Below are 22931 nucleotides of genomic sequence, written 5' to 3'. Positions count from 1 at the left end.
GCTTGACCGAGTTTACTGTGGGTGGGGGTATACCGTCAGGCGGAGCGATGGCGAACCGGTATTTCCTGGCGATTGAGCCGAGTCCGGAGGCGGTGGCCGAAATCCAGCGTGTTCAAACTTCTTTGGAAGGGGCTTCCCAAGGCGTTTTTCGGCCCACGGCCCGGGAGACCCTGCACGTGACGCTCTATTTTTGTGGCGACACCGACCCATCCGAAATGGATCGCATCGGCGATGCGCTTGCCATGATGGGATCGGCTGGATTCGATCTGGCCTTGAATGGGATCAAGCTGTTGCCTCAAGCCGATGTCCCACGGGTTGTAGCGGCAGGGGTGTCATCTGCGGGTCGGGAGCTTGCCGCCTTCCAACAGCGCGTGCATGATGTCTGCTTCCCGATTGCTACCCACAAAGAAGTCCGGCCGTTCGCACCCCACATCACGTTGGCCCGGCTCGGCAAAGATGTCCCCGCCCGGGCAAAGGTCGTTAAACGGGCGTTGGCCGGCTTGGGGGAGCTGCGACCGGTTGGCTGGCGGGTAGCCGAATTGGTGGTGTTTTCCAGCGCGCCGGGGCCCGCGGGCCCAGAATATACGGCGGTCAGGCGGATCGCATTATCATGAATCTGCGGTTTGCCGCCCTGGTTGGGCTTTTTTTGTCGTTCACCGGATGCACCGTCCCCAAGAATCCGGTGCCGCCCGTTGCCGAGGCAAGGGTTGATGCCGGAAAGGTCCTGGAAACATTGGTTTCGAAACTGGCCGATGCGGGTTCGCCAGCCGCGTTGCCGTTTGGCGGGACGAGCCGCCGTTACAACGACCATACGTTTTGGGATAGCGATGTGTGGGGGTTCCCGGCTTTGGCGCTGACCCGCCCGGACATTGCCAGAGAGCAACCTCTCTTCCGATTCGACCACCGGGGAGCGGCCAAAGAGAATTTCAAAAAGTGGCAGGCCGCAGGCTATCCGGTGGCCAATAAGGGGCACCATATGCCCCTGCCCGAACTCGTCGCCCTTGCCGGAGGCATCGAGCCCATGATGTACCCCTGGGAGACGGTGGACGGAACAGAGCTCACGCCAAATCCGGACACCAAATACCAGCACCACGTGACCGGAGGCGTCGCCTGGATGATGCACCGGGCCGTTCAACTGGGGTTGTTTGACAAAGCCCGGGGGGAAGAGGTTATCAAGGGGTGTGCGGCGTTCTATCTGTGGCGCTTGGACCGGAACCCGGATGGCACCTTTGGCTTGCGGGGCGTTGTAAGCCCCGATGAATGGCACACCGTGGATAACGACCTTTACACCAACGCTCTTGCGGATTGGACGATCCGTCGGGCCTATGGCGAAAAGGTTTGGCCCCGCGGCCGGATGCGGTTCCCCAAACGAGGGGGCACGTTTGCGACGTTCGACGGCGACACCTACACCACATATAAGCAGGCTGCGGCCCTGTTGGCGGTTTTCCCGCTCCAACACCCTGATATCGTGCCGGATTCCCGCGAGATGTACCGGTTGTACCGGGGCAGGTATTCAAAAACCGGGCCGGCGATGGCGAACGCCATCGACTCAGTCGTCGCATGCCGAATCGGGCAACCGGAGATGGCTTGGGAAGATTGGCTTGCCAGTTGGGAGCCTTATTCCGATTCTTTGGCGGATGAGTTCCGAGAAACCCCCAAATCCGACGAAGGATATTTCCTCACGGGTGCGGCAGCTTGTGTCAATGCCGTGGTCTACGGCTTCTGTGGGATCGAAATCCACGACGGGGTTGCGCCACCCGGAACTCCGGCAATCCCTCTGATCGGCCCGGGCTGGATGGGGATTGATCCGACGTTGCCAAAGGGGGCTTTGCCGGTTTCGGCCCGGTTCACCGTGTTGGGTAAATCCCTGGAAATCAGTGCACGGTGCGGGGAAGATGGGGCTACGGTTTCGACCATCCGCTATGGTGGAAAAGTGATCGCCGACAACTATTCTCGCAGGCCCCGTAAATAAACCTGGATATGAGTCAATAATAGGGTTGGCCCATGCGCACTCTGAAATATGCCCACTCCTTCGAGGTCTTCCGCGAATTGCCCCCGGCACTTCAAGACCTGCGCGCCCTTGCCCTTAACCTGCGCTGGACCTGGCACCACGAAACCCAAGAACTTTTTGAAGAGGCCGACCGGGAACTCTGGACGGCTCTAGAGCACAATCCGATCGAGTTGATCAACCAGATCTCGGCCGAGCGGTTGACCCAGCTAACCCAAGATGGCGTCTATTTGGCCAAGTTGGGGCTTGCCAAACAAGACTTGGATGGCTACATGGCCGCTGAGACTTGGTTTGACCGCAAGTTCGGCGAGGACAAATCCCACTCTCAGTTTGCCTATTTCTGCGCGGAATTCGGCATCCACGAATGCCTGCCCATCTATAGTGGCGGCCTGGGGATCTTGGCCGGTGACCACTTGAAAGCCGCCAGCGACTTGGGATTGCCGCTTGTCGGGGTCGGACTGCTCTATTCGCGCGGTTACTTCCGGCAGTTCTTGAACAGCGACAACTGGCAGACCGAGAAGTACCCCCAGTACGATTTTCACCGGTTGCCATTGGTTTTGGAACGGGATGGCCAGGGCAATCCCCGGCGCGTCAAGGTGGAGTTCCCAGACCGTCCGGTCACGTGCCAGATCTGGCGGGCCCAGGTTGGCCGTGTTCCCCTATTCCTGCTCGACAGCAACATCTTGGAAAACGAACCCGGCGACCAGGGGATCACGGACACCCTTTATGGCGGCGATGAGGAGATGAGGATCCGGCAAGAGACGATTTTGGGGATAGGCGGGTTCCGGGCCCTTGGGGAGGTTGGTTATAAGCCCACGGTCTGCCACATGAACGAGGGACACGCCGCGTTCCTCTCTTTGGAGCGTTTGCGCCAATTCATGGCCGAGAACAATTGCGACCTGCGCACGGCTCGGCAATGCGTGGTGAGCGGCAACGTCTTCACCACCCACACGCCTGTCCCAGCTGGGTTCGATATTTTCCAACGGCCGTTGCTGGAACGGTACATGAGCAAAGCGGTGAGTGACCTCGGGCTCCCGTTCGACCAGTTCCTGCGGTTTGGCCGCATCAACAAGGAGAACAAAACCGAGCCGTTCAACATGGCCATTTTAGCGATGGAGAACAGCAACTACGTCAATGGCGTCAGCAAACTCCACGCCGAGGTGACCCGCGAGATGTTCTCCGAACGGTGGCCGCATTATCCGCTTGTGGAAGTGCCGATCGGCTCGGTGACCAACGGGATCCACACGTCGACGTTCATGTCCAAGCGGATGGTCGATTTATTCGACCGGCATTTTGGATCGCAATGGCGAGAAGATGTCAGCGACCGCAACATTTGGGAGCGGATTGATGAAGTGCCGGACCTTGACCTGTGGGAACTGCGCGACAATCAGCGGGGCGATTTTGTGCGGTTTGTCCGCCGGCACTTGCGCAAGCGGATGCAATTGAACACGGCCAGCCCCATGGATGTAAAAAGTGTCAACAACGTCTTGGATCCGCGCACCTTGACGATCGGTTTTGCGCGGCGTTTTGCAACCTATAAGCGCGCGACATTGCTGTTCAAGGACGTGGATAGGCTGATGCGGTTGATGCACCACACGGAACGGCCGGTTCAATTTGTGTTTGCCGGCAAGGCCCACCCGCGGGACGACGGGGGCAAAAAGCTCATCCAGGACATTGTCAATTTCTGCCGAACGCCGGAAAGCCGGGGTCGGATGGTCTTTTTAGAAGACTACGACATGCACATCGCCAAACATATGGTTCAAGGCGTGGATCTGTGGTTGAACAACCCCCGCCGGCCTATGGAGGCCAGTGGCACCAGCGGCATGAAAGTCGTGCCGAACGGCGGGCTCAACTGCTCGATCCTCGACGGGTGGTGGGCCGAAGGGTTCCAGCCCGGCGCCGGATGGGCGATCGGCGATGGCACCCAGGACGACAATGAAGGCCACCAGGACTGGCTCGATTCGCTGGCCTTATACGATTTGATCGAGCACGAAATCGCCCCGACATTCTATTACCGGACGGAGAACGGTTTGCCGACCCGGTGGCTGGAAATGATGAAGCGGTCAATGGCCGAAATGGCCCCCACTTTTTCGACTCTCCGCATGGTGCGGGAATATTGCAGCCGGTTTTATGTCCCGGCTTCGCGGTCTTTTAGCCGTCTGACCGAAAACGGATTGGAGCGGGCAAAGCATGCCCTGGTGTGGCGTGACCGCGTTGCGGGGGCCTGGGACAAGGTCCGGGTTGCCCATGTTTCTGATGAAGCCGGCCCCAGCATTGCCCTGGGCTCCGAGTTCGAGATCCATGCAGAAATCGAGTTGGGGGATCTACAACCGTCAGATGTCCGCGTCCAGGCCCTGGTCGGCCGGGTCAAATCGAACCGCGAACTTACCGAAATCACGGTGGTCGATCTGGAACCGGCGGGTTCGCAAGGGCTGGTTCAGGTGTTCAAAGGCCACGCCGGTTGCCTGCATCCGGGTGCCAAAGGATATCTGGTTCGGGTGGTGCCGGCAAACGAGGACGTCAACGTTCCCAGCGAGCTTAGCTTGGTCGCCTGGGAACAAGGTTAGGCGCGGTTGCCTGGCTTAGGGGCATGTTAGAGCGGAGCAAGATCCCCTTCTGCCAGGACAGCCCGGTAAAAGCAACTTCCGGCTCCTGTGTGGCAAGCTCCGCCGCCAAGCTGTTCGACTTTCAAGACAAGGGCGTCTTGATCGCAATCAACCAGGATCTGGTGGACGATCTGGTATTGGCCCGATGTGGCTCCTTTGTGCCAGATCTCCTGCCGTGAGCGGGAATAGTAAACGGCCTGTCCCAGTTTGAGAGTTTGTGCAAGCGACTCCGCATTCATGTACGCGAGCATAAGCACTTGACCAGTGGCGTGGTCTTGGGCGATGGCTGGGATAAGGCCGTCTTGGTCGAACTTTGGAGTGAAAACCGGTCCGGATTCAAGCTCTTGCTTGGTGCCAGGTGATGGGAAAGACATTGTCTGCCAAGGGTACTTGGACAAAAAAAAGGCCGCCGGGATCACTCCCGGCGGCCTGTCGGTCAACTTTCAACCAGCCTTTTGGAAGCTGGCTTTAGTGTCGGCGATGAACTTTTTGATGCCTTCGCGCTGTTCAGCGGGTTCAAATTGGGCGACGAGCTCGGCGGCTTTGTCGATCACTTTCATGGCCTCATCCTTTTTGCCGGCCCCAAAAAGCGCGCGGGCGTGGTAGGCAGCCGAGAGCGCCGCTTCTTTCGGATCGGTCTTGCCGTAGCAGGCGGCCGACACTTTCAGGGCGGTCTCCTTGTTCTCAGCGGTCACATCAGGTTTGGCGGTGAGGTAGGCGGCCATGCTGCAAACGGTCGTGTGATCCAACCCTTCCAGCTTGCCAGCATACTTTTCGATGACTTTCACGGCAAAGTTGGCGTCGCCGTTCATGGCGGCGTAGATGGCTTCGACGCCCATTTCCTTGACCATGGCATCGAAAGACTCCATGTCGCCTTTTTTGCTCATTTCAACGATTTGCCGTTGCCGGTTGGCGGCTTCGCGCTGGGCGCGGGCGGCTTCGTCGAACTTGGTCTTGAATGCGTTCAGATCCCAGGTTTTGGCGACGATTTGCTCGAGCGGCTTATCCATGGTGGCCGGGTGGCCAATCCAAGCGATTACTCCGTCTTCGTTGATGATGAAGGCGCAGGGAATCCCGTTTTGGCCCGCAGCCCGCATCCACGTGGTGGAAATCGTGTCTTTGTTGTCGTCGAGAACGATGTTGTAAGCCATCTTGTCGCCCTGTTGCGCGACAAATTCGGCCACCCTCTTCTCGTGGGCTTCTTTGGATTCGTTTTCACCGCGCGGGTAATCCCAGGTGTTGACACTGACGGTGGTGATTTGGCCTTCGTACTTTTTGGTGAGCTCACTCAGGTGGGGGAAGACGGCAATGCATGGCCCGCACCAGGTCGCCCAGAATTCGACGACATAGACATGGCCCTTTTTGAGCTCGTTGATTTTTTCGCCTTTGATGAAGCCGTCGACTTTGAATGCCGGGGCCGGGTCGCCGATGGTCAGCGGTTTTGCTTCTTGCGCGAACGATGCCGCGGCAACCAAGGCGATGAGTGGGGTGAGGAACCGTTTCATTGCTATTTGTAGAACGCCGGAATGCCGAATGCGTTCCACCGTTGCACCCTGTACGATACCAAATATTTGTTGGGCGCGCGTGTCAGCGCGCACAAATCCGACAATTGGGGATTCAGCGGACAAAGTGGATGCGGGGCGATTCCATGTCGTCCAGAAGCATCAGGCTGACGATCGGCATCGGCCTGTCCTTGGCGACTTCGCGGGCTTCGTCGAAGGAGACTTCTTCGCTGGACATTCCGGGCATATCGATCCATCCGGCAAAGCTTTCGGCTCCGGATTGGGTGCTGAAGCAGGCGAGCCCGTGCGTCCCATCGTAGCAATAGCAGCCGTATTTGCTGGTCGGGTTGTGCCGGACGATGAATACGGTGTTCGGGAACTCGTTGTCTAATCCGAGGATTGGGCAGTCAAGGACCTGATTCATGGCTCTGCTCTTCTTATCGGTCAGCGCGGCGCGTGGTTAGAGGGCCACGGGCAAATTTAGTTGCCGACAAAGCTGTTCAGTTCTTCCCGGGCCATGAGTCCGGCAGTAGCGATGTTTTGGGCTTCTTGGACGTTCTTTTGGGCTTCGCCAACATCGTCGAGGAGTTTTGCGACTAGGGTTTCAAACGCCTCGGATTCGGATTGGTCTTCCGGGTTGCTGGTTTGCAATTGGGCCAGTTTGTCCAAAATCACGCGCCGGTTGTGCAACCGCTCCACGCTTTCGGCAAGTTGGGCGCGGCGAGTTTCTAACCTCTTGCGGAGCGAATCGACGTGTCCCAGCCGGTCTTGGGCGGCTTGCAGAAGCCGCTCCGCCTCAACCGCCTTACCTTTCAGGATGGTTTGCCAATCGGTGTCCGATCTGCGGATTTCGTATTCGATCCCTCGAACCAGCTCTTTGGCTTCGCCCAGTTGCCGGCTCGTTTCGATTCCTTGCAAGACGAGGCCTTGGATTGCCTGGTCCAGTTCGGCCATGGTCGGTGCGACCAGGTGTTCGGCAGCCCTTTCCATCACGGGTAGGGCATAGAGATCCACTTCGGCCATTGGCGGCGGGATCGGGAGATTCATGCGGTTGTCGCGGTTGCGGCGCCTATCCGACCAGAAGGAGGTCGGCCCCGCGACGCCGTACGGGTGGACCCGGGGCAACCGGGGTTCAACTGCGAGCATTGTGAGCGGAACGGCTAGGAGCATCAGTGCGGCCCCTTGAAGGCTGGAAAGGGCGCAGACGAGCACGGGCGTCGCCCAGAAGTAGACCGAAAGGTCGAGGGCCACGGCGATTCGGTGGCCCCTTGAATTCCAAAATTGCTCCCGGTGCGAGGCAGACGGGCTCTTGGGGAAACCGTTCAATTCCAACCAAACGGCGTAGAGTTCTTCCGGTTGGAAGGACTCCAACCGGTCGGCAAGGGGGCGCCGGCCGCTAGCAAGCAAGGCTTTTTGTCCGCCCATAGGTTTTTCCTTGGTGTCAGTGTACTACCGCCCAAGGACAGACCCCGCTTGTTTTCAGGCCCGTTTGAAGAACCGTTTTGAGACGATTGCGCCTGGTTCTTGCGACCCACGGATATCGACGGTGCAGGGGGTTTTCAAAGGGATTTCCGCATCAATGAACGCAAACGCGATGCCACACCCCAGCAGCGGGCTGTAGACGCCTGAGGTGACTTCGCCGACCACCCGGCCTTCAACGGAAACGGCCATTCCGGGAGTGGGGAATCGCCGTCCATCCAAGCGCACGCCCTGGAGCTTGCGGGGCGTTCCGTGATCCCGGTCCGAGTTGATTTTCTCCGATCCGAGGAACGGTTTTGACTTGCTGACCACCCATCCAAGCCCGGCGGCGATGGGCGAGGTGTCGTCATCGAGTTCGTGGCCATAGAGGGGGAGCCCGGCTTCCACGCGCAACACATCGCGCGACCCGAGCCCACAGGGTTCGACCCCCGCTTGGTGGAGTGCCTTCCAGAGTGCGGGGGCCTCGCTTGCCCCACATATGATTTCAAATCCGTCTTCGCCGGTGTATCCGGACCTAGCGGCAAAGGCGGTGACCCCCGCCACTTCCACAGTCGCCGTGCCAAAGAAGGGCAGACCCTCAAGGGCCGCGCGCTGGTCGGTTAGGGAATAGACGGCATCGGCCGCCCCTGGACCTTGGACGGCAATCATGGCGGTTTCGGCCGTCTGGTCGCTCATCTCGACATCGGAAGGGAGGAGGGAGGCGATGTGCGCCAAATCCTTTTGGTGGTTGGCGGCGTTGACCACCATTCTGTAGACATCTTGCGAGATACGGTAGACGATGATGTCATCCACTACCCCGCCATGCGCGTTGGGGAGCATGGAGTATTGCCCGTGGTCATCGGCAAGGGCGGCGACGTCGTTGACGGTGATGTGCTCAAGGAAGCCGAGGACTCCGCCGCCCCGGAATGTCAGCCGGGCCATATGCGAGACATCGAACATTCCCGCCCCGTTGCGAACGGCGAGGCTTTCGGCGATGATGGATTTGTACTGCACCGGGAGGTCGTAGCCGGCGAATTCGACCATTCGGCCGCCAAGGGCGACATGTTCGGCATGGAGGGGGGTTGTGAGCGGCGTTGCCACAGCCGGAGTATAGTATCGTTGCCAGGTTTGGCGGGGTTCTGGGGTCCCAACCGGCGGGGAATGTGAACTAACCGGGCGTCCGGAGACGTCCGTGAATCAAGCGGCTGGTACACTTGAGTGCGGCTGCCGGTCCACACAAAAGGCACATTGAGCCCAGGGTGGGGTTGGATCTTTATGGGAACGCTCGAATTGGTTGTCTGCGCCGAATGTTCGGCCAAAAACACGATCGACGGGGCGTATTGCCGGCAGTGCGGCTTCCCGTTGCCGGTGGAAGTGCGTGACGAAATGAAAGCCGAAGCAGAGAAGATGTTGATCGATGGCCGCCAGTTGTTGAACGACGGCCGGATCGATGAAGCGGGCCTGGTGGCAGATGCCGTGCTGGAGATCGACCCGTCGAATGCCAATGCGTTGGCATTGCGGGGAGACATCTTCGAAAAGGACGGAATGTTCGCTGAGGCGTTGGAAACCTATCAGAGGGTTCAAGCCCTCCGGCCCGATAACGCCATGGATCGAATCCGTACCGCCCACTTGGAAAAGCTTGTGGCCGCTGGGGAGATCGCCGTTGAAGAACCGCATTCCGCCCGACGGGGTGTGCTCTTGGTCGCGGCCGCCGGGATCCTTCTGCTCTCGGTTGGGGCGGCCCTTTGGGTTGCCGGGAAGCCGGCCGGGAAAGTTGACACCCAAGGTTGGGTGGCAAATCGAACCGAAAACGCCAGCGGATTTAACACTTTGGATCCCACGATGGTGCCAGTCGTCCCAAGCCAAACGAATATTCAAAGCCAGGGGCCCGGAGCGACCGGGGCATCTGCCGATCCTCCGCCAACCACGGGGACGGTGACCCGGTACCCTTCCAATCCCAGCGCGGGCTACACGACCCGGCAAGATCCAGAAAACGGCCTCCGATTCCCGACCGAACTCCAACCATGGGATCCGACGGCGGGCCGGACTGTTCCACAAAACCCGAACCCTCCTGCCAATGCCACTGAAAACACGGGCGCGAAGCCGGAGCAACCCGCAAACACCGGTGAATCCCAACCGAAAGAGAATCCCGGCGTGGTTGATATCACGGTCAAAAAGGGATCGGGCGTCGACAACCCCGGGACATCCGCCGGTGCTATGACGGCCGAAGACTTGATCAGAAAGGCGCGCAACCTTTCGATCCAAGAAGATTATTCCGGAGCGGCGGCGGCCTACGAAGAAGCCATCAAAGCTGGGGCGACGACAGGGGCAACCTACCAGCGTTTGGCCCAGTGCTACGAGAAACTGGGGCGGAAGTCAGACGCCGTCCGCAATTACCGGAACGCCATGGGCGCTTTTGACCGCCAAATCGCAAGGGGCAACGCCTCCGATTCCATCAAGGCTGCTCGGGAAAGTTGCGAAAGGGCGATTTCAGCCCTGGGAGGCTGAACCTGGTCGCAAACCGCACCTTGCGGCTGGCCGCCGCCCTTTTGACGGTTTTGGCCTCGGCTTTGGCATCTGCTGGTATCCCGAGGCTGTTTATTGTCCAGCTCACCGAGGATCCGGCTAAGTTCGAGGGATACCGGAGCCTGGTATTGGATACTTATCTTGCGGAGTCCCTGGACGAAATCGGCCAGGTTGACCCAATCGTGTGGTCGATGGGCGACCCAAGGTTCCGGCAGATTGCCGGGGACAAGGGATTCCCGCTAGAATGGGAATCTCCGACCCAACCGCTGGTCGTCAACGTGGCCCGGGCTGTCGATGCTGAATACGTCCTCGTTGTGTGGTCGATGCGCAACGAGGCGGTTGTTCGTCCGGTCGCAACCCTTTACAAAGCCTCGACATTCCGCAAGTTGTGGGGGTACGGGGACTGGGAGAGGCGGTTGGCGCCATTCTTTTCTGGAGAGACCAAGCCGCTTTCCGTCGCCGAAACGGCCGCGTTCAAAGGGGCCTATGGGCAAGAAATCCGCGAGTTCGCCGGTGTGCAGGTCGGCGACCGTGTCGATTGGGATTCAACATCCCGGACGATTGCGCAAACCTGGGCGGCACTGTTACGCCAGGAGCCGTTCAAAGGCTGGCCGGAACATCCCAAGTCCAGACTCCCGGAAGCCGACCCGGGGACGATCGTTCCTTTGCCGACTGGGGTGGACTTGCCGGATGGGGGCATGGAAGAAGTGGAAGGCTTGGTCGCGTCGGGCCGAATTGACCTTGCCATCGTCCACCTGCGCGACCTCATCGATCAGCACCCGTTCGACGAAAGCTACCGGTGGCGTTTGGTGCAGATTTTGGACAGCCAAAGGCTTTATGTGGAAACGGCCCAAGAAGCGGTTCGTGGCGCTGTAATTTCCAAGAAGCCGTTGCCTTTCTATACGGTTGCCGCCCGCAACTGGCTCCGGGCCGGGCATTTGGATTCGGCAAAAGACGCCCTCAACAACATTTTGGCGCGGGGGGGCGAGACCCGGGAAACCAAGGCGATGGTTGCCCAGCTCAACCTTCGGACCGGCAACTACAGCCAGGCAATCGAGTGGTATTCCATGGCCATCCGTAGCGGCCCCACCCCCGACGTCGTTTACGAACGGGCTGTGGCTTACGCTTTGGCCGGCCAGGATGAAGCTTGCCGCGACGATTTGGCCAGTCTTGTCGATTTGGACGCCAGAACCATTGAGGAGAGCTACGCCATGGCGGTGCAGGTTTGCGAGGAGATCTTGCAGGGGATCGGGGTCCGGCAAGGAGACCGGATCCCCTTGCTCAGGGTTCGCCCGGGAGACCAGGAGCTCGTCGCCCTGGCCGGAAAGGATCTTGCCCTGGCCAAATCATTGGCCACCTACTTGGATTTGACCCCCGTACCGCCACGGTATGCAATATCTCATGCCAAGCGCAAATTGGCACACAAGTTGATGCAGCAATCTGCATCGGAGATCTTTGACTACGCAACGAAGCGGAACGAAGACTTGGCCACGGAGGGGACCATGAGTTTGAGGGAGGCGTTAGCCCTCCTCCCCCAGATTCGGGCCCTCTTTGCTGAAGACCAGTCCCGCCCATTACCGTAGCGGATCTCCTGTGAAAGGAGAAACACAATGGTTGAAATTTTGCAAATGGTGGGTTTGCTCGCGGTGGTTTTTGCCCTGAGCTGGGTTGCCGGGTGGTGGTTCGTCGGACGCAAACACCGTCCCCTGACGCTCGTCCCAATTGCGGAGAACTGCCGGGTCCGGATGGTTGGCCCTGGCGGCACATATCGCTGTTACTTCATCCGCCGCGACAAAAGCGGCTTGGTGTTCAGCGCCCCTCTCCAGCGGGATCGCTATGTACCGGTAAAGGTCGGGGAATCGTTGATGGTTCAAGCGCCCTTGGCCGATGGCTTGATCACGTTCCGGAGCCAAGTTCTTTCCCGGGATGCGGAAACCCACGAGTTCACTTTGGCCATGCCGGAGCGCATTCGGGAAGTCGACCGAAGGTCTGAGCCCCGCCATCCCCAGACAGCCGGGAACATCGTCCGCATCAACGACGAACCGGCGAGCCTCGTCGATTTGAGCGGCGGAGGGGCCCGAATTGTGACCAATGCTCCCATCCAGCCGGGCGACAACATCTATTTGGATCTCCCCGCCGAACTGGGGACTGTCCACGGCTGGGCCCTGGAGTGCTTGCCAGCCGATGGGGGAAGTCGGGTTGCACGGGAAATCCGGGTTCGATTCGAGGAGCCATTGACCGGCCTGACCGGCATGCGTCGCAGGCACCTTTACCTGGGACGTTAACAATCGGAAAAAAAGTGGCCCCGCCTGGGAGAACGGGGCCGGTTTTGGACTGGAACAAGACAGGTCTGGGAACGCCTGCCTTTTTGTGTTGAGGAGGATTCGCGTCCACTGTTTCTAACGCGCAAAGGCCATTGATGTATCCCGGTCATGGCAAACGTCCCATTCGGCTGCCGATATTGGGGTGCAGGCATTTTTTGGGGCCGACAAACCTACGGATTCGCGATAACGGTCCGAGAATCCAAGTAGGCCGATGTGGACCGAATATTCCCGCAAAGTCTTCAAATTACTCCGGCGATTCTGGATGGATTCGATCCGGGGAAGCCTTTATGACTTGCAGTTGGCCAAAACCCTAGGGATCGCTGGCGGCCTTTTGGCTGGCATCGCTTTTGTTGAACACTGGTGGCGGTCCATCTTGGTTCAGGGCATCGGTTTGGCCTATCTCTATTTTCTGCCCATTTGGTTTGCGGCGCGGCAAGGCGGTCGGCTCGCCGGGATCCTTGTTTCGCTTGCCATGGCGACGTATTGGAATGCCTCCAACCCATCGAACTACCCGTTTGTGGCCTGGTTGATGAACATGGCGGTGTTGACCGCGGTGGTGATGGTTTTTGAAGGGTTTGAGCGTCGAATCCGGCAAGTGAACCGCCAGGCAGAAACCGATGGTCTGACCGGGCTGTTGAACCGGGGAGCCTTCACGGCCAAGGCAAAGGAAGCATTAGATCATGCGGAACGGCTGCGCACCACATGCGCCTTGGTCATGTTCGATTGCAACCGATTCAAGGAGATCAACGATGTGCACGGACATGCGGCAGGCGACCAAGCGCTAAAGGTGTTGGCGCGGGCTTTGCGCGACAGCTCCCAAGGCGATGACGTGATCGGCCGCCTTGGGGGAGATGAATTCGTTGTTCTGCTTGCCGAAACAGATTCGATCGGCGCCAACCTGTTCCTGAACCGCCTGCATGGCCGGCTCAAGCGCGACTCGGCGATCCTGCCGTTCGAACTCACGGTTTCCGCCGGTATCGCCTATTCGGGATACGACGCCAAATCGCTCGACATGCTAATGCAGGTTGCTGACGAGAAGATGTACCGCAACAAGCAAAGGGCCCGGGCCGTGGTCACAATTGCCGAAATGGCCAAAACCGAAGAAGTCGTCTGACTCCGGTTCCCATTGAGATTCCTTGACAGGATTGGGGAGTCGGCCGTTTATGGAACCGATTCCGCCGTCCGGCCTGGACGCCACCGAACATCCAACAACTTGACCGCCTTTGCCTCGTCCAGCCTCCCGACCACCTGGTTGCTGGGGGCATCGTGCAGGAGTTCTGGGTTGCTCTCCGCTTCTTGGCAGATCTTGATCATGGTGTCGCAGAAGTCGTCCAAGGTCTGTTTTGACTCGGTTTCCGTCGGTTCGATCATCAGGCATTCCGGCACAATGAGCGGGAAGTAGTTTGTTGGCGGGTGGAACCCATAGTCGATCAACCGCTTGCTGATGTCGAGCGCCCGCACCCCGTTTTGCTTGTACTTTTTCGCGGTTAGGACACATTCATGCATGCAGAACCGGTCGTGGGCGGGGGGCAACACGTCTTTGAGCCGGGCGCGGACGTAGTTGGCGTTGAGCACGCTGTACCGGCTGATTCCGGCGATCTCCTCTTTTCCATAGGCGAGGAGGTAGGTGAGGGCCCGGACGGCCATTAGGAATTGGCCATAAAACGTGCTGACGCGGCCGATGGATTGGGGTCGGTCGCCATCCAAGACCGGTTTGCCGTTGACGCGCTTGAGCACTGGGCCCGGCAAGAACGGTTCCAAATGGCTTTTGAGCCCAATCGCCCCACACCCAGGCCCTCCGCCCCCGTGGGGTGTGCTAAATGTCTTGTGCAGGTTGAGGTGCATGCAATCGAACCCGTGGTCTCCCGGACGGGTCGTACCCACCATGGCGTTCATGTTGGCCCCGTCGCAAAAGACTTGGCCGCCAGCGGTGTGCACGAGTTCGCAGATCTTTTCAATGTTCCGCTCAAACAAGGCCAAGGTGCTGGGATTGGTGACCATGAACGCGGCGACGGTGTCGTCGCATGCTTTGGCCAGGGCTTCCAGGTCGCAATCGCCGTCTTCGCCGGTAGGAATTGTTTTCACGGTGTAGCCGCACCGTGCCGCGCTGGCCGGGTTGGTGCCATGGGCGCTGTCCGGGACGAGCACGACTTTGCGTTTGGCGCCTTCCCCGCGAGAATCATGGTAGGCCTTGATCAACATCAGGCATGTCATCTCTCCGTGGGCACCGGCGACCGGCTGCATGGTGATGTCGTCGAATCCGGTCAATTCCCGCAAGATGTCATAGACCGAAGCCAGGACTTCCAGGGCTCCCGGCACCGAGTAGTCGGGTTGGAGCGGGTGCAGGCTGCGGAACCCGGGCAGCGAGGCGGTGGCCTCGTTGATCCGCGGATTGTATTTCATGGTGCAGCTGCCGAGGGGGTAAAAGCCGGTCTCGATCCCGTAGTTGAGTTGGCTCAAGTTGACGAAATGGCGCATCACTTCCAATTCCCCGACTTCGGGGAGGTTGAGTGACTCCCTGGTCTTGCCGACGGCCGATGTCAGATCGGTTTTCGGGGTCGTGGCCTTTGGCAGGTTGGCGCCGACACGTCCGGCAACGGACTTTTCAAAGATCAATTTGGGGATGCGGACGGCTTTGGTTCGCAGGTTTGGCATTTCAGTGGCTCAACTCCGCACGGAGTTTGTTGGCGTAGTCGTCGATCTGGTCTTTCGTCCGGATCTCGGTAACGGCGACGAGGAGGCAGTTTTCTAGGGTTGGGTCGTAGGGACCAAGCGGCAATCCGGCGAGGATGCCCCGTTGCAAAAGGCCGTCGCGGACGGATTCGGCCGATTTGGGAAGTTCCAGGACGAATTCGCCAAAGACCTTGCCCCCAAACCGCATCTTTGCCCCGGTTTGGGTGAGTTGCTGGATCGCATATTGCGTATTGCGGATCGTGGTTTCGGCGACTTGCCGCATTCCGTTTTTGCCGAGGGCGGCCATGTAAACGGTGCTTGCCAAGGCCATCAGGGCCTCGTTGGTGCAGATGTTGGATGTGGCCTTTTCCCGGCGGATGTCCTGTTCTCGGGTCCGCAGGGTCATGGTGAACCCTTCTCGGCCCTGGGCATCGGAGGTTCGTCCCACGATCCTGCCGGGGATCAATCGGACAAATTCCTCTTTGCAGGCGAACAAGCCGAGCAGTGGGCCGCCGTACCCCATTGGGATCCCAAGGGGCTGGCCTTCGCCCACCACGATGTCGGCCCCAAAATCCCCCGGGGGCGGCAAGATGGCGCAGGCGGTTGGGTCGGCGACAACGATGAGCAGGGCCCCGACGCGGTCGGCGGCGGCCCGGGCAGCGGCGAGGTCTTCGATCACCCCATAGAAGTTGGGGTACTGGACGATGAGGGCCGCATGATCCTCCGTTAGTTTGCTGTAGTCGGACGTGGCGCCGTTGTCGTCGGGGAGTTCATCCACCGCGACATCCATCGACCAGGTGTAGGTTCCGAGGACTTTGCGGTAATTGGGGTGGACAGCCCGGGCGCAGGCGACCCGACCCCGGTTTTTGACCCCGGTGGCCATGATGGCGGCCTCTGCCATGCTCGTCGCCCCATCGTACATGCTGGCATTGGCCAAATCCATGCCATAGAGTTCGGCGACCATGCTTTGGAATTCGTAGATGGTTTGCAGGTAACCCTGGCTGGCTTCTGGTTGATAAGGGGTGTAGGCCGTCAAGAATTCACCCCGGCTGATAACGGCTCCGACGGTGGCGGGGATGAACCGGTCGTATATCCCGGCACCAAGGAAGCAGACCACCCGGCTGAGGTCGGTGTTCTGTTCGCTGAGGGCTTGCAGCCGGCCGAGCAGGGCATGCTCGTCGAGTTTGGACGGCAGGTTCAGCTCCCCTTTGAGTTTGAGGTTTTCAGGGATGTCTTGGAACAGGTCGTCGATCGACTCAACCCCGATGGTGGCGAGCATTTCCTCGACGTCTTTTTCTGTGTGGGGGATATAGGGCATGGCGATTGGGGCTTAACCCATGATAACAAACGGAATCCCGGGGCCCGGTGACTCGCAGAATGGGACTGCGGGGCCGGTGTTTTGTGGATAATGCGTTTATGGTCAAACCCATCGCTCTTTTTGCCGCAGTGTCCGCCGCGATCTGCCTTGCCGGATGCAATGCGGGCCCAAGCCTTGTGGGTAAGTGGAAGGGCGATATTTCTGCCCAAGGACAAACCATGACGGCCGACATCGAATTCACCTCGGGCGGCAAGATGTTGACGACGTTCCAGTCTCAAGGAATCACGATTTCAGGGACGCAAGGCTATACCATTTCGGGCGATACGCTTTCGACGACGATGGAGGATGTGAAAATCACCGGGGGGAACCTGCCGCCCCAGCTCCAACAGATGGTTGAGGCGGAAGTTCAAAAGCAGAAGGGCAAAAAGGAAACTTCCAAGTTCAAGTTTGTGGATGCCGATACCGTCGAAGTGTCAGCAAACAATCAAACCATGACTTGGAAGCGGGTGAAGTAGGCCCGCCGGGGGCCTCTGGTATATTCGGTGTCCTTGCGCGCTCGTAGCTCAGTGGATAGAGCACCAGCTTGCGGAGCTGGGGGTCGGAGGTTCGAATCCTCTCGAGCGCGCCAAAGATTTTTTTAGTTTAGTCGCCTTCCCATATAGGCCAAGATCGACTGCATGGTTTTCTTGTTGGTGAAGAAGTAGCTCTCGTCCCAGATACTGTCGTTCTCTTCAGAGTCCAAGGTTGGCAAGTGGAACCAGACTTCGCCATCAGTGGAATCGGGGAAGACGGGAAGCACCCAATCCCTTTCGTCCATGTTATCGATATAGGTGGGGTAGGCGGCGACGGTCGAGTTTGACACGTACCGTTCCAGCCCCTTATCGGTGTTGCCGTTGGCCGCCTGCAAATAGGGCTTGATTTGGTCGATCGTTGGCGACCGCGACCCGATCACTGGGAGGAACAGGTAATTGGTGTCGTCCCAATCAACGCTGTCGGGGTCAAAGTCCCCGGACATCGTGTAGGTCACCATGGAAACGGTGTTGCCCTCCAAGATCCAACTGCTTGAGCCCCGCTTTTGGTAGTCGCGGTAGGTCAAAAATGTTTGGGTAAGGATCTTGTAGTCTTGGTATTTGAATTCCTGGAACCAGATCCTGACCACGAACCGCTCCTTAACCGGTTTGCCATCCCGTTCGGAATCGAGGATCGTGTTTCCCGGATTGAGCTCGTACCACTCGTCATCGAGTTTGACGCGGTACTTGTATCCTTTGAGGTCGTAAGGCGTTCCGTAAGTTCCGACCGGCTTGAGTTTGACGGACTGGTTGAGGGGTGGGATCGGCCGGACGGGGATTGCCGGGGTGGCGGTAGCGGTGGCGATCAATAGCGGGAATATGGCGGTGCCAATCATGGTGTCCTTTGGTTAGTAGTGTTCAATGGTGTAGACAAAGTCCATTTTGCCCGAAACCGGTTGGTTTTGGTCAATATGGTTCAGATACGCACCGTTCTCGTCCGCACACAAGGTCAAATCTAGTCACAAAGCCTGGCCAGTCGCGGAAAGCCGGCACTCTCATGAGCATAAACGGCCGGAGGTGGGGGGCGTTTCCCTTTGCCTACCGGTAGTCCCGAAAAGGAGTGATGGGGGCGAAACTCGCCAATGGCAAAGACGTCGGAATAGAAAGTTGCGCCGCCTGGCGCCAACTGGTAATCTCAATTGAAGCCACGGATCCAGGAATATGGGGATATCGACTTTTCTATTCGTTGCTGTAGTGGGCCACGGCCAAAGTGCGTCACAAGGCAAATGCGGCGTGTTTGGCGACCTGCAGTCGGAGGGCCTCTTCCTGCCCAAGTCAGCACCTGCGCTCTCTACTTTGGCAACCTATGCCACGGCATCAAAGCGCTGGGTTTTGGTCCGGGCCGATGGGCAAGTGGCGTACCGTTACGACCGAGGGAAATGGGCGGTGCCCATTTTCCGGAAATGGGAAGGCGACGACCCCGGAACCAAGACCCGATTGATCGATACCGGCGATGAAGGTTTTGGCGACCAAATCGGAGGCGACGAGAGCCTTAAGTGGTTGAACAGCCTAATAGGGGATGGCTACCAATTGAAATCCGGGGATCTGCTCTACATCCCCAAGCAGAGCGAGGCCGTCGTGGTTGGCAAACGCAAGGGAAAGGATTATGCCGCCTATATCTCGTTCGACGGGCCCTCGCTCCCGCTTGCGGATGTGGCTGACGCCGTCGGTTTCGATTATCCGGATGGCCGGGCCAAAACAGCCGCTTCCATGCTTCCGGGCGGACTCGAGGATTTGGTGGCCTCCAACCCCGCAGCTGCCGGTGCGAAGCAGAATCCGGCCGATATCGGCAGCATCTTGAAATCGACCGGCAACCGGCACAACGGCACATCTGGGCCAGAGAATTCCCCCGTCTCGGCCAAGCAATTCGTCGATGTCTCCGGGCGGGCCGATCAGATGGAAGTCTTTGCCGGTGACATCGTGATCCTTGGCGATGGGGTGGGATCAAGCGATGGCCAAGGCATCAGCACCTTGGGGGATGCAGACTCCTACCGGTCCGTTGCTGCCGGCCCCGATGGGCGCAGCCGGTTTGCCGGTTACGGGTTTGGGGGGTCGTTGTTCGACCCAGCATTAAAAGAAAACAACCGGCTGATTTATATGGGTGTCGTGGACCGAAAAACCTACGAAGGCGGTTCCAGCGCTGCCCGGCTTTGGGTTCGTCCACCGCCAGAGGGGTTATTCACCCGCGGTGGCAGCCCGAACCAGGCGGTGGATATCTCGGCGAAAGATGGCCCGACATTGCGTTGGTTTGCCTCGTCGATCCGGATTGACGGAGTCAGCCAAGTTCCGACATCGCCCCAGTGGCAGAACGCGTTTTACAAGGATCTGGCGATTCTGCCCCGGTCAGATTTTGAATGGGCCACCTATATCCGGCGGTTGGGCCCAACAAAGGGGCTGGAATCTTACTCATTTGCTGGGAATAGTAAGCCCGGATCTTTGGGTGCTTGGTCGGCGGGGGCGGGAAAGGACCGCTACGATGCGTTGGTTGCCCACCCGAGGGAGTTTGGATACGCGGCGCTTTTCTGCGATGTGTCGCCGCAATCCGAGAACCGCAGCCGTCTGGCCGTCCGGTGGGGGCAAAAGACATTCCGCCTTTCCGACGACCCATGGAAGGGATCCGCAACGTACCGCGTCGCCGCCAAACTGTTCTGGCTTTCGGAGCTCAAGCCGAACAAGGCTTGGAAGGGCGGAGAGTCCGCAAACTTTTCCTCGAATGTCGTGCCGCTGACTGAGGAGTCAGACCGGGGCGCGCCGAAAGAGCGTGAGACCGGCGCGATGGTGCTAAGGGTGTCGAAGTGAGAGGGCAAATTTTGCCGGGAACTGATATCATGGGGGACTGCGATGAATAAGCTGGCTACGTACATTTCAGTTTTGTCGTTGTTGGCCCTCACTGCCTGTTCTGAGAATTCGAGCCGCATCGAATTTGTCTCGCAACCGGCTGTGATCAAGGAGGGCGGGCAAGGATCGGTCCGGCAATATGTAAGGGTCTTCAAAGACGACGCCCACACGCAACCGGTAAAAGGGTTGAAGGCCGACGCCTTTTCTGTCGAGGTATTGGGCAAAAAGGTTAAACCCTCTGTCTATCCATCGAGGGAAGAAGGCGCGAAAGTTGGGGTTTCTGTGCTCCTCGACCTTTCGGGGAAAGAAGACCAACAAGGCAAATCAATGATCGAAACCGTCCGGCAACTCAAGCGGTCGGAATCAATCCATTTCATTGCGCTGACGGCGGCCAACGGCAAGTCTGTAGATCCCGTGAAGCTCAACGCGTTCGTACCTGCAGCCGAATTCCAATTCAAAGACCCTGCATTCGGCGTCACCCAGGCGACTCGCACATTGGCCGGGATCCTGATTGCGAACAATGTGTCCAAAGAATCGCCTGCCAATGGCAAAGCGGTTTATGCGACGGTTGCCGTCGTGCGGACCGGCGGGAAAGACACGGGTGAGAAGATCATCAACGAAAAGACCGGAGAGCCGATCAAGTGGCCTTCCACCCAGCCGGTGATTGTTTTGAATTACGGGACGGAGGATCCGGCCTTAAAGCAGATCGCCTCCGACAGTGGTGGCGAATACATCCAGGCGTCCGGTTCGGTGAGCGCCGACTTTGACAAAGTGAACGAAGCCGTCCGACGTTCGGTAGGCGACCGTTATGCCGTCCGGTTCCCAATTTCGGGTGCCGATGTGGTTCCCCCTTTCAAACTGAGTGTCACCCACGACGGCGGAACTGATGTGGCCGAGATCGCCCCCGAGAAGTTCACGTACCAGTTGGCCACGATTTTGGCGGTGGCCTTGGTTGCCCTGGCGATTTCCGTGTTGGTGATCCGCCGCCGCGGCGTCGGTTCGCGGGCGCCAGCGCCAGCGGTTCCGATGGCCAGTCCAGCTTTGAATTCCATGCAATTCAACGATGCGACGGTCGGCGATACCACGGTCGGCGGCATGCAACGGGGATCTGGCCCCATCACGGCCCCCCCGATCCACCCTGGGGCAGTGGCGGCAAGGGCCGGGGATGCGACGATGGGCGAAACCGGTTTCCAGATGGGCGGGGGGCACTCCGGATATGTTGCGGGATCATTCCGGGATAACGATTCGACGATCGGCGGGCCGACCATGGGGGTCAACAACCTGTATGGCGGATCCAACGCGGGCGACGTCACAACCGGGGAAGACACGATGGGAAACCTGTTCGTCCCAACCCACCGGTCGGCGGTCTTGCGGGTTGTCAGCGGCGGGGCCGCGGGCCGGGAAGTAGCCCTGCGCAACGACACTGAAATCGGCCGCAGCGACGGCTTTTTGTTCCAGGACGGGTTTTTGGGCTTGCCGGGCGACGGCAAGATCTCCCGGCTCCACGCCCGAATCCGGCTCATCAACGGTGGTCGGGTCGAAATTGAACACCGGAGCAACACCAACCGGACCTATGTGAACGGGCAGACCATTGACGACCGGGAGGTTTTGCAAGTGGGGGACAAAATCCGCATGGGGGACACTGTTTTGGAAGTGATCGGCATTGACCACGGAGATGCGACGTTCTGATGGCATTCACCCCTCCCCAATCCCGCCCGTATGACCCCCGCCAACGCCCCCGGGTCGGGGAATGGGTGCATGTGCCGGTCAGTGGGATCCTTCCGCAAAGCCCCCGGCGCGAGCAACCATATGCTGCACCCTCTCAACCGGGCGTTTCCAAACCCCCTTACGTCCTTTATGCGGTGATCGCCGTTGTGGCGCTCGGCTTGGTGTTTGCCGTGGCCAAGCTGGTGGGGGGCAAGTCAAAGCCCGCCCCTGTCCAGGTTTCTGGCGGCCAGCCCGAAGATGTTCCGGCGACGATCAAAGGCAAACCCCGAGCGACGGTTTACGGGAAAAAGACCGAAGGGGACATCTTGACGGTTTTGTTCAGCTTCAGCCTAGGATCGGAATCGCGCTCGATCAACCGCTCCAAGCCGGCAAAAATCAATTACAGCGGCTGTGAACCGCTCAGCGTCGACCTGACCGCCGACGATAAGATCCAAGTCCGGGTGCGGTTGGCCGGGGACGGCTACGTCGAGATATCGAAGATCCAACTTGCGGACGGCACGCTGCTCGACGCAGAGAGCCAGCAGCAGACATTCACCTACTCGAAGCCAAAGCCGGTTGAACAAAAACCTTCGGGAACAAATGGTACCGGCGCAGGTTCTGGTTCGCGGCGAGTTTCTGCCACGGGGAGTACTGGTAAGACCGGGACTGTGGGGGGTACGGGGCCGACCGGCGCTGCCGGGCAATCGGGTAGCACTCGGCCGCCCAGACTGCCGGACGGCAAAAAGCCACCCAGCGGATCATCTCCCAGCAATCCCAACAAAGGAGATCGTAGTGGAAATCAGCATCATTAACCGAATCTCGACCTTGGCCGGATTGGCCCTTTCCTTGGTGTTCCTGTGCGGATGCTCCGTTTTGATCCCCAACACCGGGAATCCGAACAAGCCCCGGATTCCGGCCCCCGATGAGACCAGCGCAGTGCCGATCGTCATCTCGAAACCGACGATCGCCATGGTCGGCAACTCAGCCGAAGGCAAGACCCGGAACCTCACCTTCCGTGTCAGTTTGGGCAGCGATAAGTTCAAATTGGCCGAAACTGACCCGATCCGTTGGCGGATTGACGGCGGGGAGATCAAGTCCTGCCGGCTGAACAAAGGGTTGGTGGAAGTTGTTGTTGAAACTAAAGGGGCGGGCAAGTTGGAGTTCGATGGATTCTCGTTTGCGGCTGGCCCCAAAAACGATATCAAGCCCGATTTCAGCCCGGTCACTTGGTCGGCATCCGGTCAGACGGCGGGCGGGAACCGGCCAAAGCCATCGGGATCGACTGGCTCGGGCAAATCGGGCGGAACCAAGCCATCGGGCTCTTCGTCCGGTAGCCGGCCGAAGCCCAAGCCACGAACGGGTGGCGGGTCGCAGCATTCGGGCATCGACTGGGGGGATTAAG

Annotated in this window: 20 protein-coding genes and 1 tRNA gene; 13 read left to right on the top strand and 8 right to left on the bottom strand. The window is 59.0% G+C overall.

Annotated elements, in window-relative coordinates; genetic code table 11:
* Positions 1 to 47 precede the first annotated feature (47 nt).
* Genes thpR through glgP form a run of 3 tightly spaced genes read left to right on the top strand, consistent with a single transcriptional unit; the run spans position 48 to position 4575 of the window.
* On the top strand, positions 48 to 614 hold the full coding sequence (gene thpR, locus JNM28_02790) for an RNA 2',3'-cyclic phosphodiesterase (GenBank protein MBL8067351.1): 567 nt from the start codon (positions 48 to 50) through the stop codon (positions 612 to 614).
* Positions 611 to 1972 carry a hypothetical protein gene (locus tag JNM28_02785; GenBank protein MBL8067350.1) on the top strand — a complete coding sequence of 454 codons (1362 nt, stop codon included), beginning with the start codon at positions 611 to 613 and terminating at the stop codon, positions 1970 to 1972. The genes thpR and JNM28_02785 overlap by 4 nt, the downstream gene beginning before the upstream one ends.
* Positions 1973 to 2004: 32 nt before the next feature.
* A complete protein-coding gene (gene glgP / locus JNM28_02780) occupies positions 2005 to 4575 on the top strand; it encodes an alpha-glucan family phosphorylase (protein ID MBL8067349.1) in 2571 nt (856 codons plus the stop codon).
* A gap of 26 nt (positions 4576 to 4601) precedes the next feature.
* Here the strand turns inward: glgP and hisI are convergent, their stop codons facing one another.
* The 5 genes from hisI to gcvT all read right to left on the bottom strand — a co-directional run bounded on the left by hisI (position 4602) and on the right by gcvT (position 8618).
* Positions 4602 to 4988 (bottom strand): phosphoribosyl-AMP cyclohydrolase, encoded by a 387-nt coding sequence (gene hisI, locus JNM28_02775; GenBank protein MBL8067348.1) that lies wholly within the window; start codon positions 4986 to 4988, stop codon positions 4602 to 4604.
* Between the two features lie 69 nt (positions 4989 to 5057).
* A complete protein-coding gene (locus JNM28_02770) occupies positions 5058 to 6119 on the bottom strand; it encodes a TlpA family protein disulfide reductase (protein ID MBL8067347.1) in 1062 nt (353 codons plus the stop codon).
* A gap of 112 nt (positions 6120 to 6231) precedes the next feature.
* Positions 6232 to 6540, bottom strand: a complete 309-nt coding sequence (locus JNM28_02765; GenBank protein MBL8067346.1) for a hypothetical protein — start codon at positions 6538 to 6540, stop codon at positions 6232 to 6234.
* A gap of 56 nt (positions 6541 to 6596) precedes the next feature.
* On the bottom strand, positions 6597 to 7541 hold the full coding sequence (locus JNM28_02760; protein MBL8067345.1) for a hypothetical protein: 945 nt from the start codon (positions 7539 to 7541) through the stop codon (positions 6597 to 6599).
* A gap of 54 nt (positions 7542 to 7595) precedes the next feature.
* Positions 7596 to 8618 (bottom strand): glycine cleavage system aminomethyltransferase GcvT, encoded by a 1023-nt coding sequence (gene gcvT / locus JNM28_02755; GenBank protein MBL8067344.1) that lies wholly within the window; start codon positions 8616 to 8618, stop codon positions 7596 to 7598.
* A gap of 231 nt (positions 8619 to 8849) precedes the next feature.
* Between gcvT and JNM28_02750 the strand changes: the two genes are divergently transcribed.
* The 4 genes from JNM28_02750 to JNM28_02735 all read left to right on the top strand — a co-directional run bounded on the left by JNM28_02750 (position 8850) and on the right by JNM28_02735 (position 13538).
* Positions 8850 to 10082: a hypothetical protein gene (locus JNM28_02750; GenBank protein ID MBL8067343.1), complete on the top strand. Its 1233-nt coding sequence runs from the start codon at positions 8850 to 8852 to the stop codon at positions 10080 to 10082.
* On the top strand, positions 10049 to 11683 hold the full coding sequence (locus JNM28_02745; GenBank protein MBL8067342.1) for a tetratricopeptide repeat protein: 1635 nt from the start codon (positions 10049 to 10051) through the stop codon (positions 11681 to 11683). The genes JNM28_02750 and JNM28_02745 overlap by 34 nt, the downstream gene beginning before the upstream one ends.
* Before the next feature lie 27 nt (positions 11684 to 11710).
* A complete protein-coding gene (locus JNM28_02740; GenBank protein MBL8067341.1) occupies positions 11711 to 12385 on the top strand; it encodes a PilZ domain-containing protein in 675 nt (224 codons plus the stop codon).
* A 250-nt stretch (positions 12386 to 12635) separates the two neighbouring features.
* Positions 12636 to 13538, top strand: a complete 903-nt coding sequence (locus tag JNM28_02735; protein ID MBL8067340.1) for a GGDEF domain-containing protein — start codon at positions 12636 to 12638, stop codon at positions 13536 to 13538.
* A gap of 47 nt (positions 13539 to 13585) precedes the next feature.
* On the opposite strand, the gene gcvPB is transcribed toward JNM28_02735, so the two are convergent.
* A complete protein-coding gene (gene gcvPB / locus JNM28_02730; protein ID MBL8067339.1) occupies positions 13586 to 15079 on the bottom strand; it encodes an aminomethyl-transferring glycine dehydrogenase subunit GcvPB in 1494 nt (497 codons plus the stop codon).
* A gap of 1 nt (position 15080) precedes the next feature.
* Positions 15081 to 16415, bottom strand: coding sequence for an aminomethyl-transferring glycine dehydrogenase subunit GcvPA (gene gcvPA, locus JNM28_02725; GenBank protein ID MBL8067338.1), 1335 nt, complete (start codon positions 16413 to 16415; stop codon positions 15081 to 15083).
* A 98-nt stretch (positions 16416 to 16513) separates the two neighbouring features.
* Here gcvPA and JNM28_02720 point away from each other — a divergent pair, with 98 nt between their 5' ends.
* Both JNM28_02720 and JNM28_02715 read left to right on the top strand, forming a co-directional pair.
* Positions 16514 to 16930, top strand: coding sequence for a hypothetical protein (locus JNM28_02720; protein MBL8067337.1), 417 nt, complete (start codon positions 16514 to 16516; stop codon positions 16928 to 16930).
* Positions 16931 to 16967: 37 nt separating this feature from the next.
* Positions 16968 to 17043 (top strand) — tRNA-Arg (locus tag JNM28_02715).
* Between the two features lie 9 nt (positions 17044 to 17052).
* Here the strand turns inward: JNM28_02715 and JNM28_02710 are convergent.
* Positions 17053 to 17820 carry a hypothetical protein gene (locus JNM28_02710; GenBank protein MBL8067336.1) on the bottom strand — a complete coding sequence of 256 codons (768 nt, stop codon included), beginning with the start codon at positions 17818 to 17820 and terminating at the stop codon, positions 17053 to 17055.
* Between the two features lie 397 nt (positions 17821 to 18217).
* Between JNM28_02710 and JNM28_02705 the strand changes: the two genes are divergently transcribed.
* The 4 genes from JNM28_02705 to JNM28_02690 are packed head-to-tail and all read left to right on the top strand — an operon-like array spanning position 18218 to position 22930.
* On the top strand, positions 18218 to 19783 hold the full coding sequence (locus JNM28_02705) for a hypothetical protein (GenBank protein ID MBL8067335.1): 1566 nt from the start codon (positions 18218 to 18220) through the stop codon (positions 19781 to 19783).
* Positions 19784 to 19825: 42 nt separating this feature from the next.
* On the top strand, positions 19826 to 21511 hold the full coding sequence (locus JNM28_02700) for an FHA domain-containing protein (GenBank protein ID MBL8067334.1): 1686 nt from the start codon (positions 19826 to 19828) through the stop codon (positions 21509 to 21511).
* Positions 21511 to 22341: a hypothetical protein gene (locus tag JNM28_02695; protein ID MBL8067333.1), complete on the top strand. Its 831-nt coding sequence runs from the start codon at positions 21511 to 21513 to the stop codon at positions 22339 to 22341. The genes JNM28_02700 and JNM28_02695 overlap by 1 nt, the downstream gene beginning before the upstream one ends.
* Positions 22322 to 22930 carry a hypothetical protein gene (locus tag JNM28_02690; GenBank protein MBL8067332.1) on the top strand — a complete coding sequence of 203 codons (609 nt, stop codon included), beginning with the start codon at positions 22322 to 22324 and terminating at the stop codon, positions 22928 to 22930. The genes JNM28_02695 and JNM28_02690 overlap by 20 nt, the downstream gene beginning before the upstream one ends.
* Position 22931 lies beyond the last annotated feature (1 nt).

Source organism: Armatimonadota bacterium, assembly GCA_016789105.1.
In the GTDB taxonomy this organism is placed as follows: Bacteria; Armatimonadota; Fimbriimonadia; order Fimbriimonadales; family Fimbriimonadaceae; genus UphvI-Ar2.
Note: the sequence above shows the minus strand (reverse complement) of the source record. Positions and strands in the feature narration are given on the sequence as shown.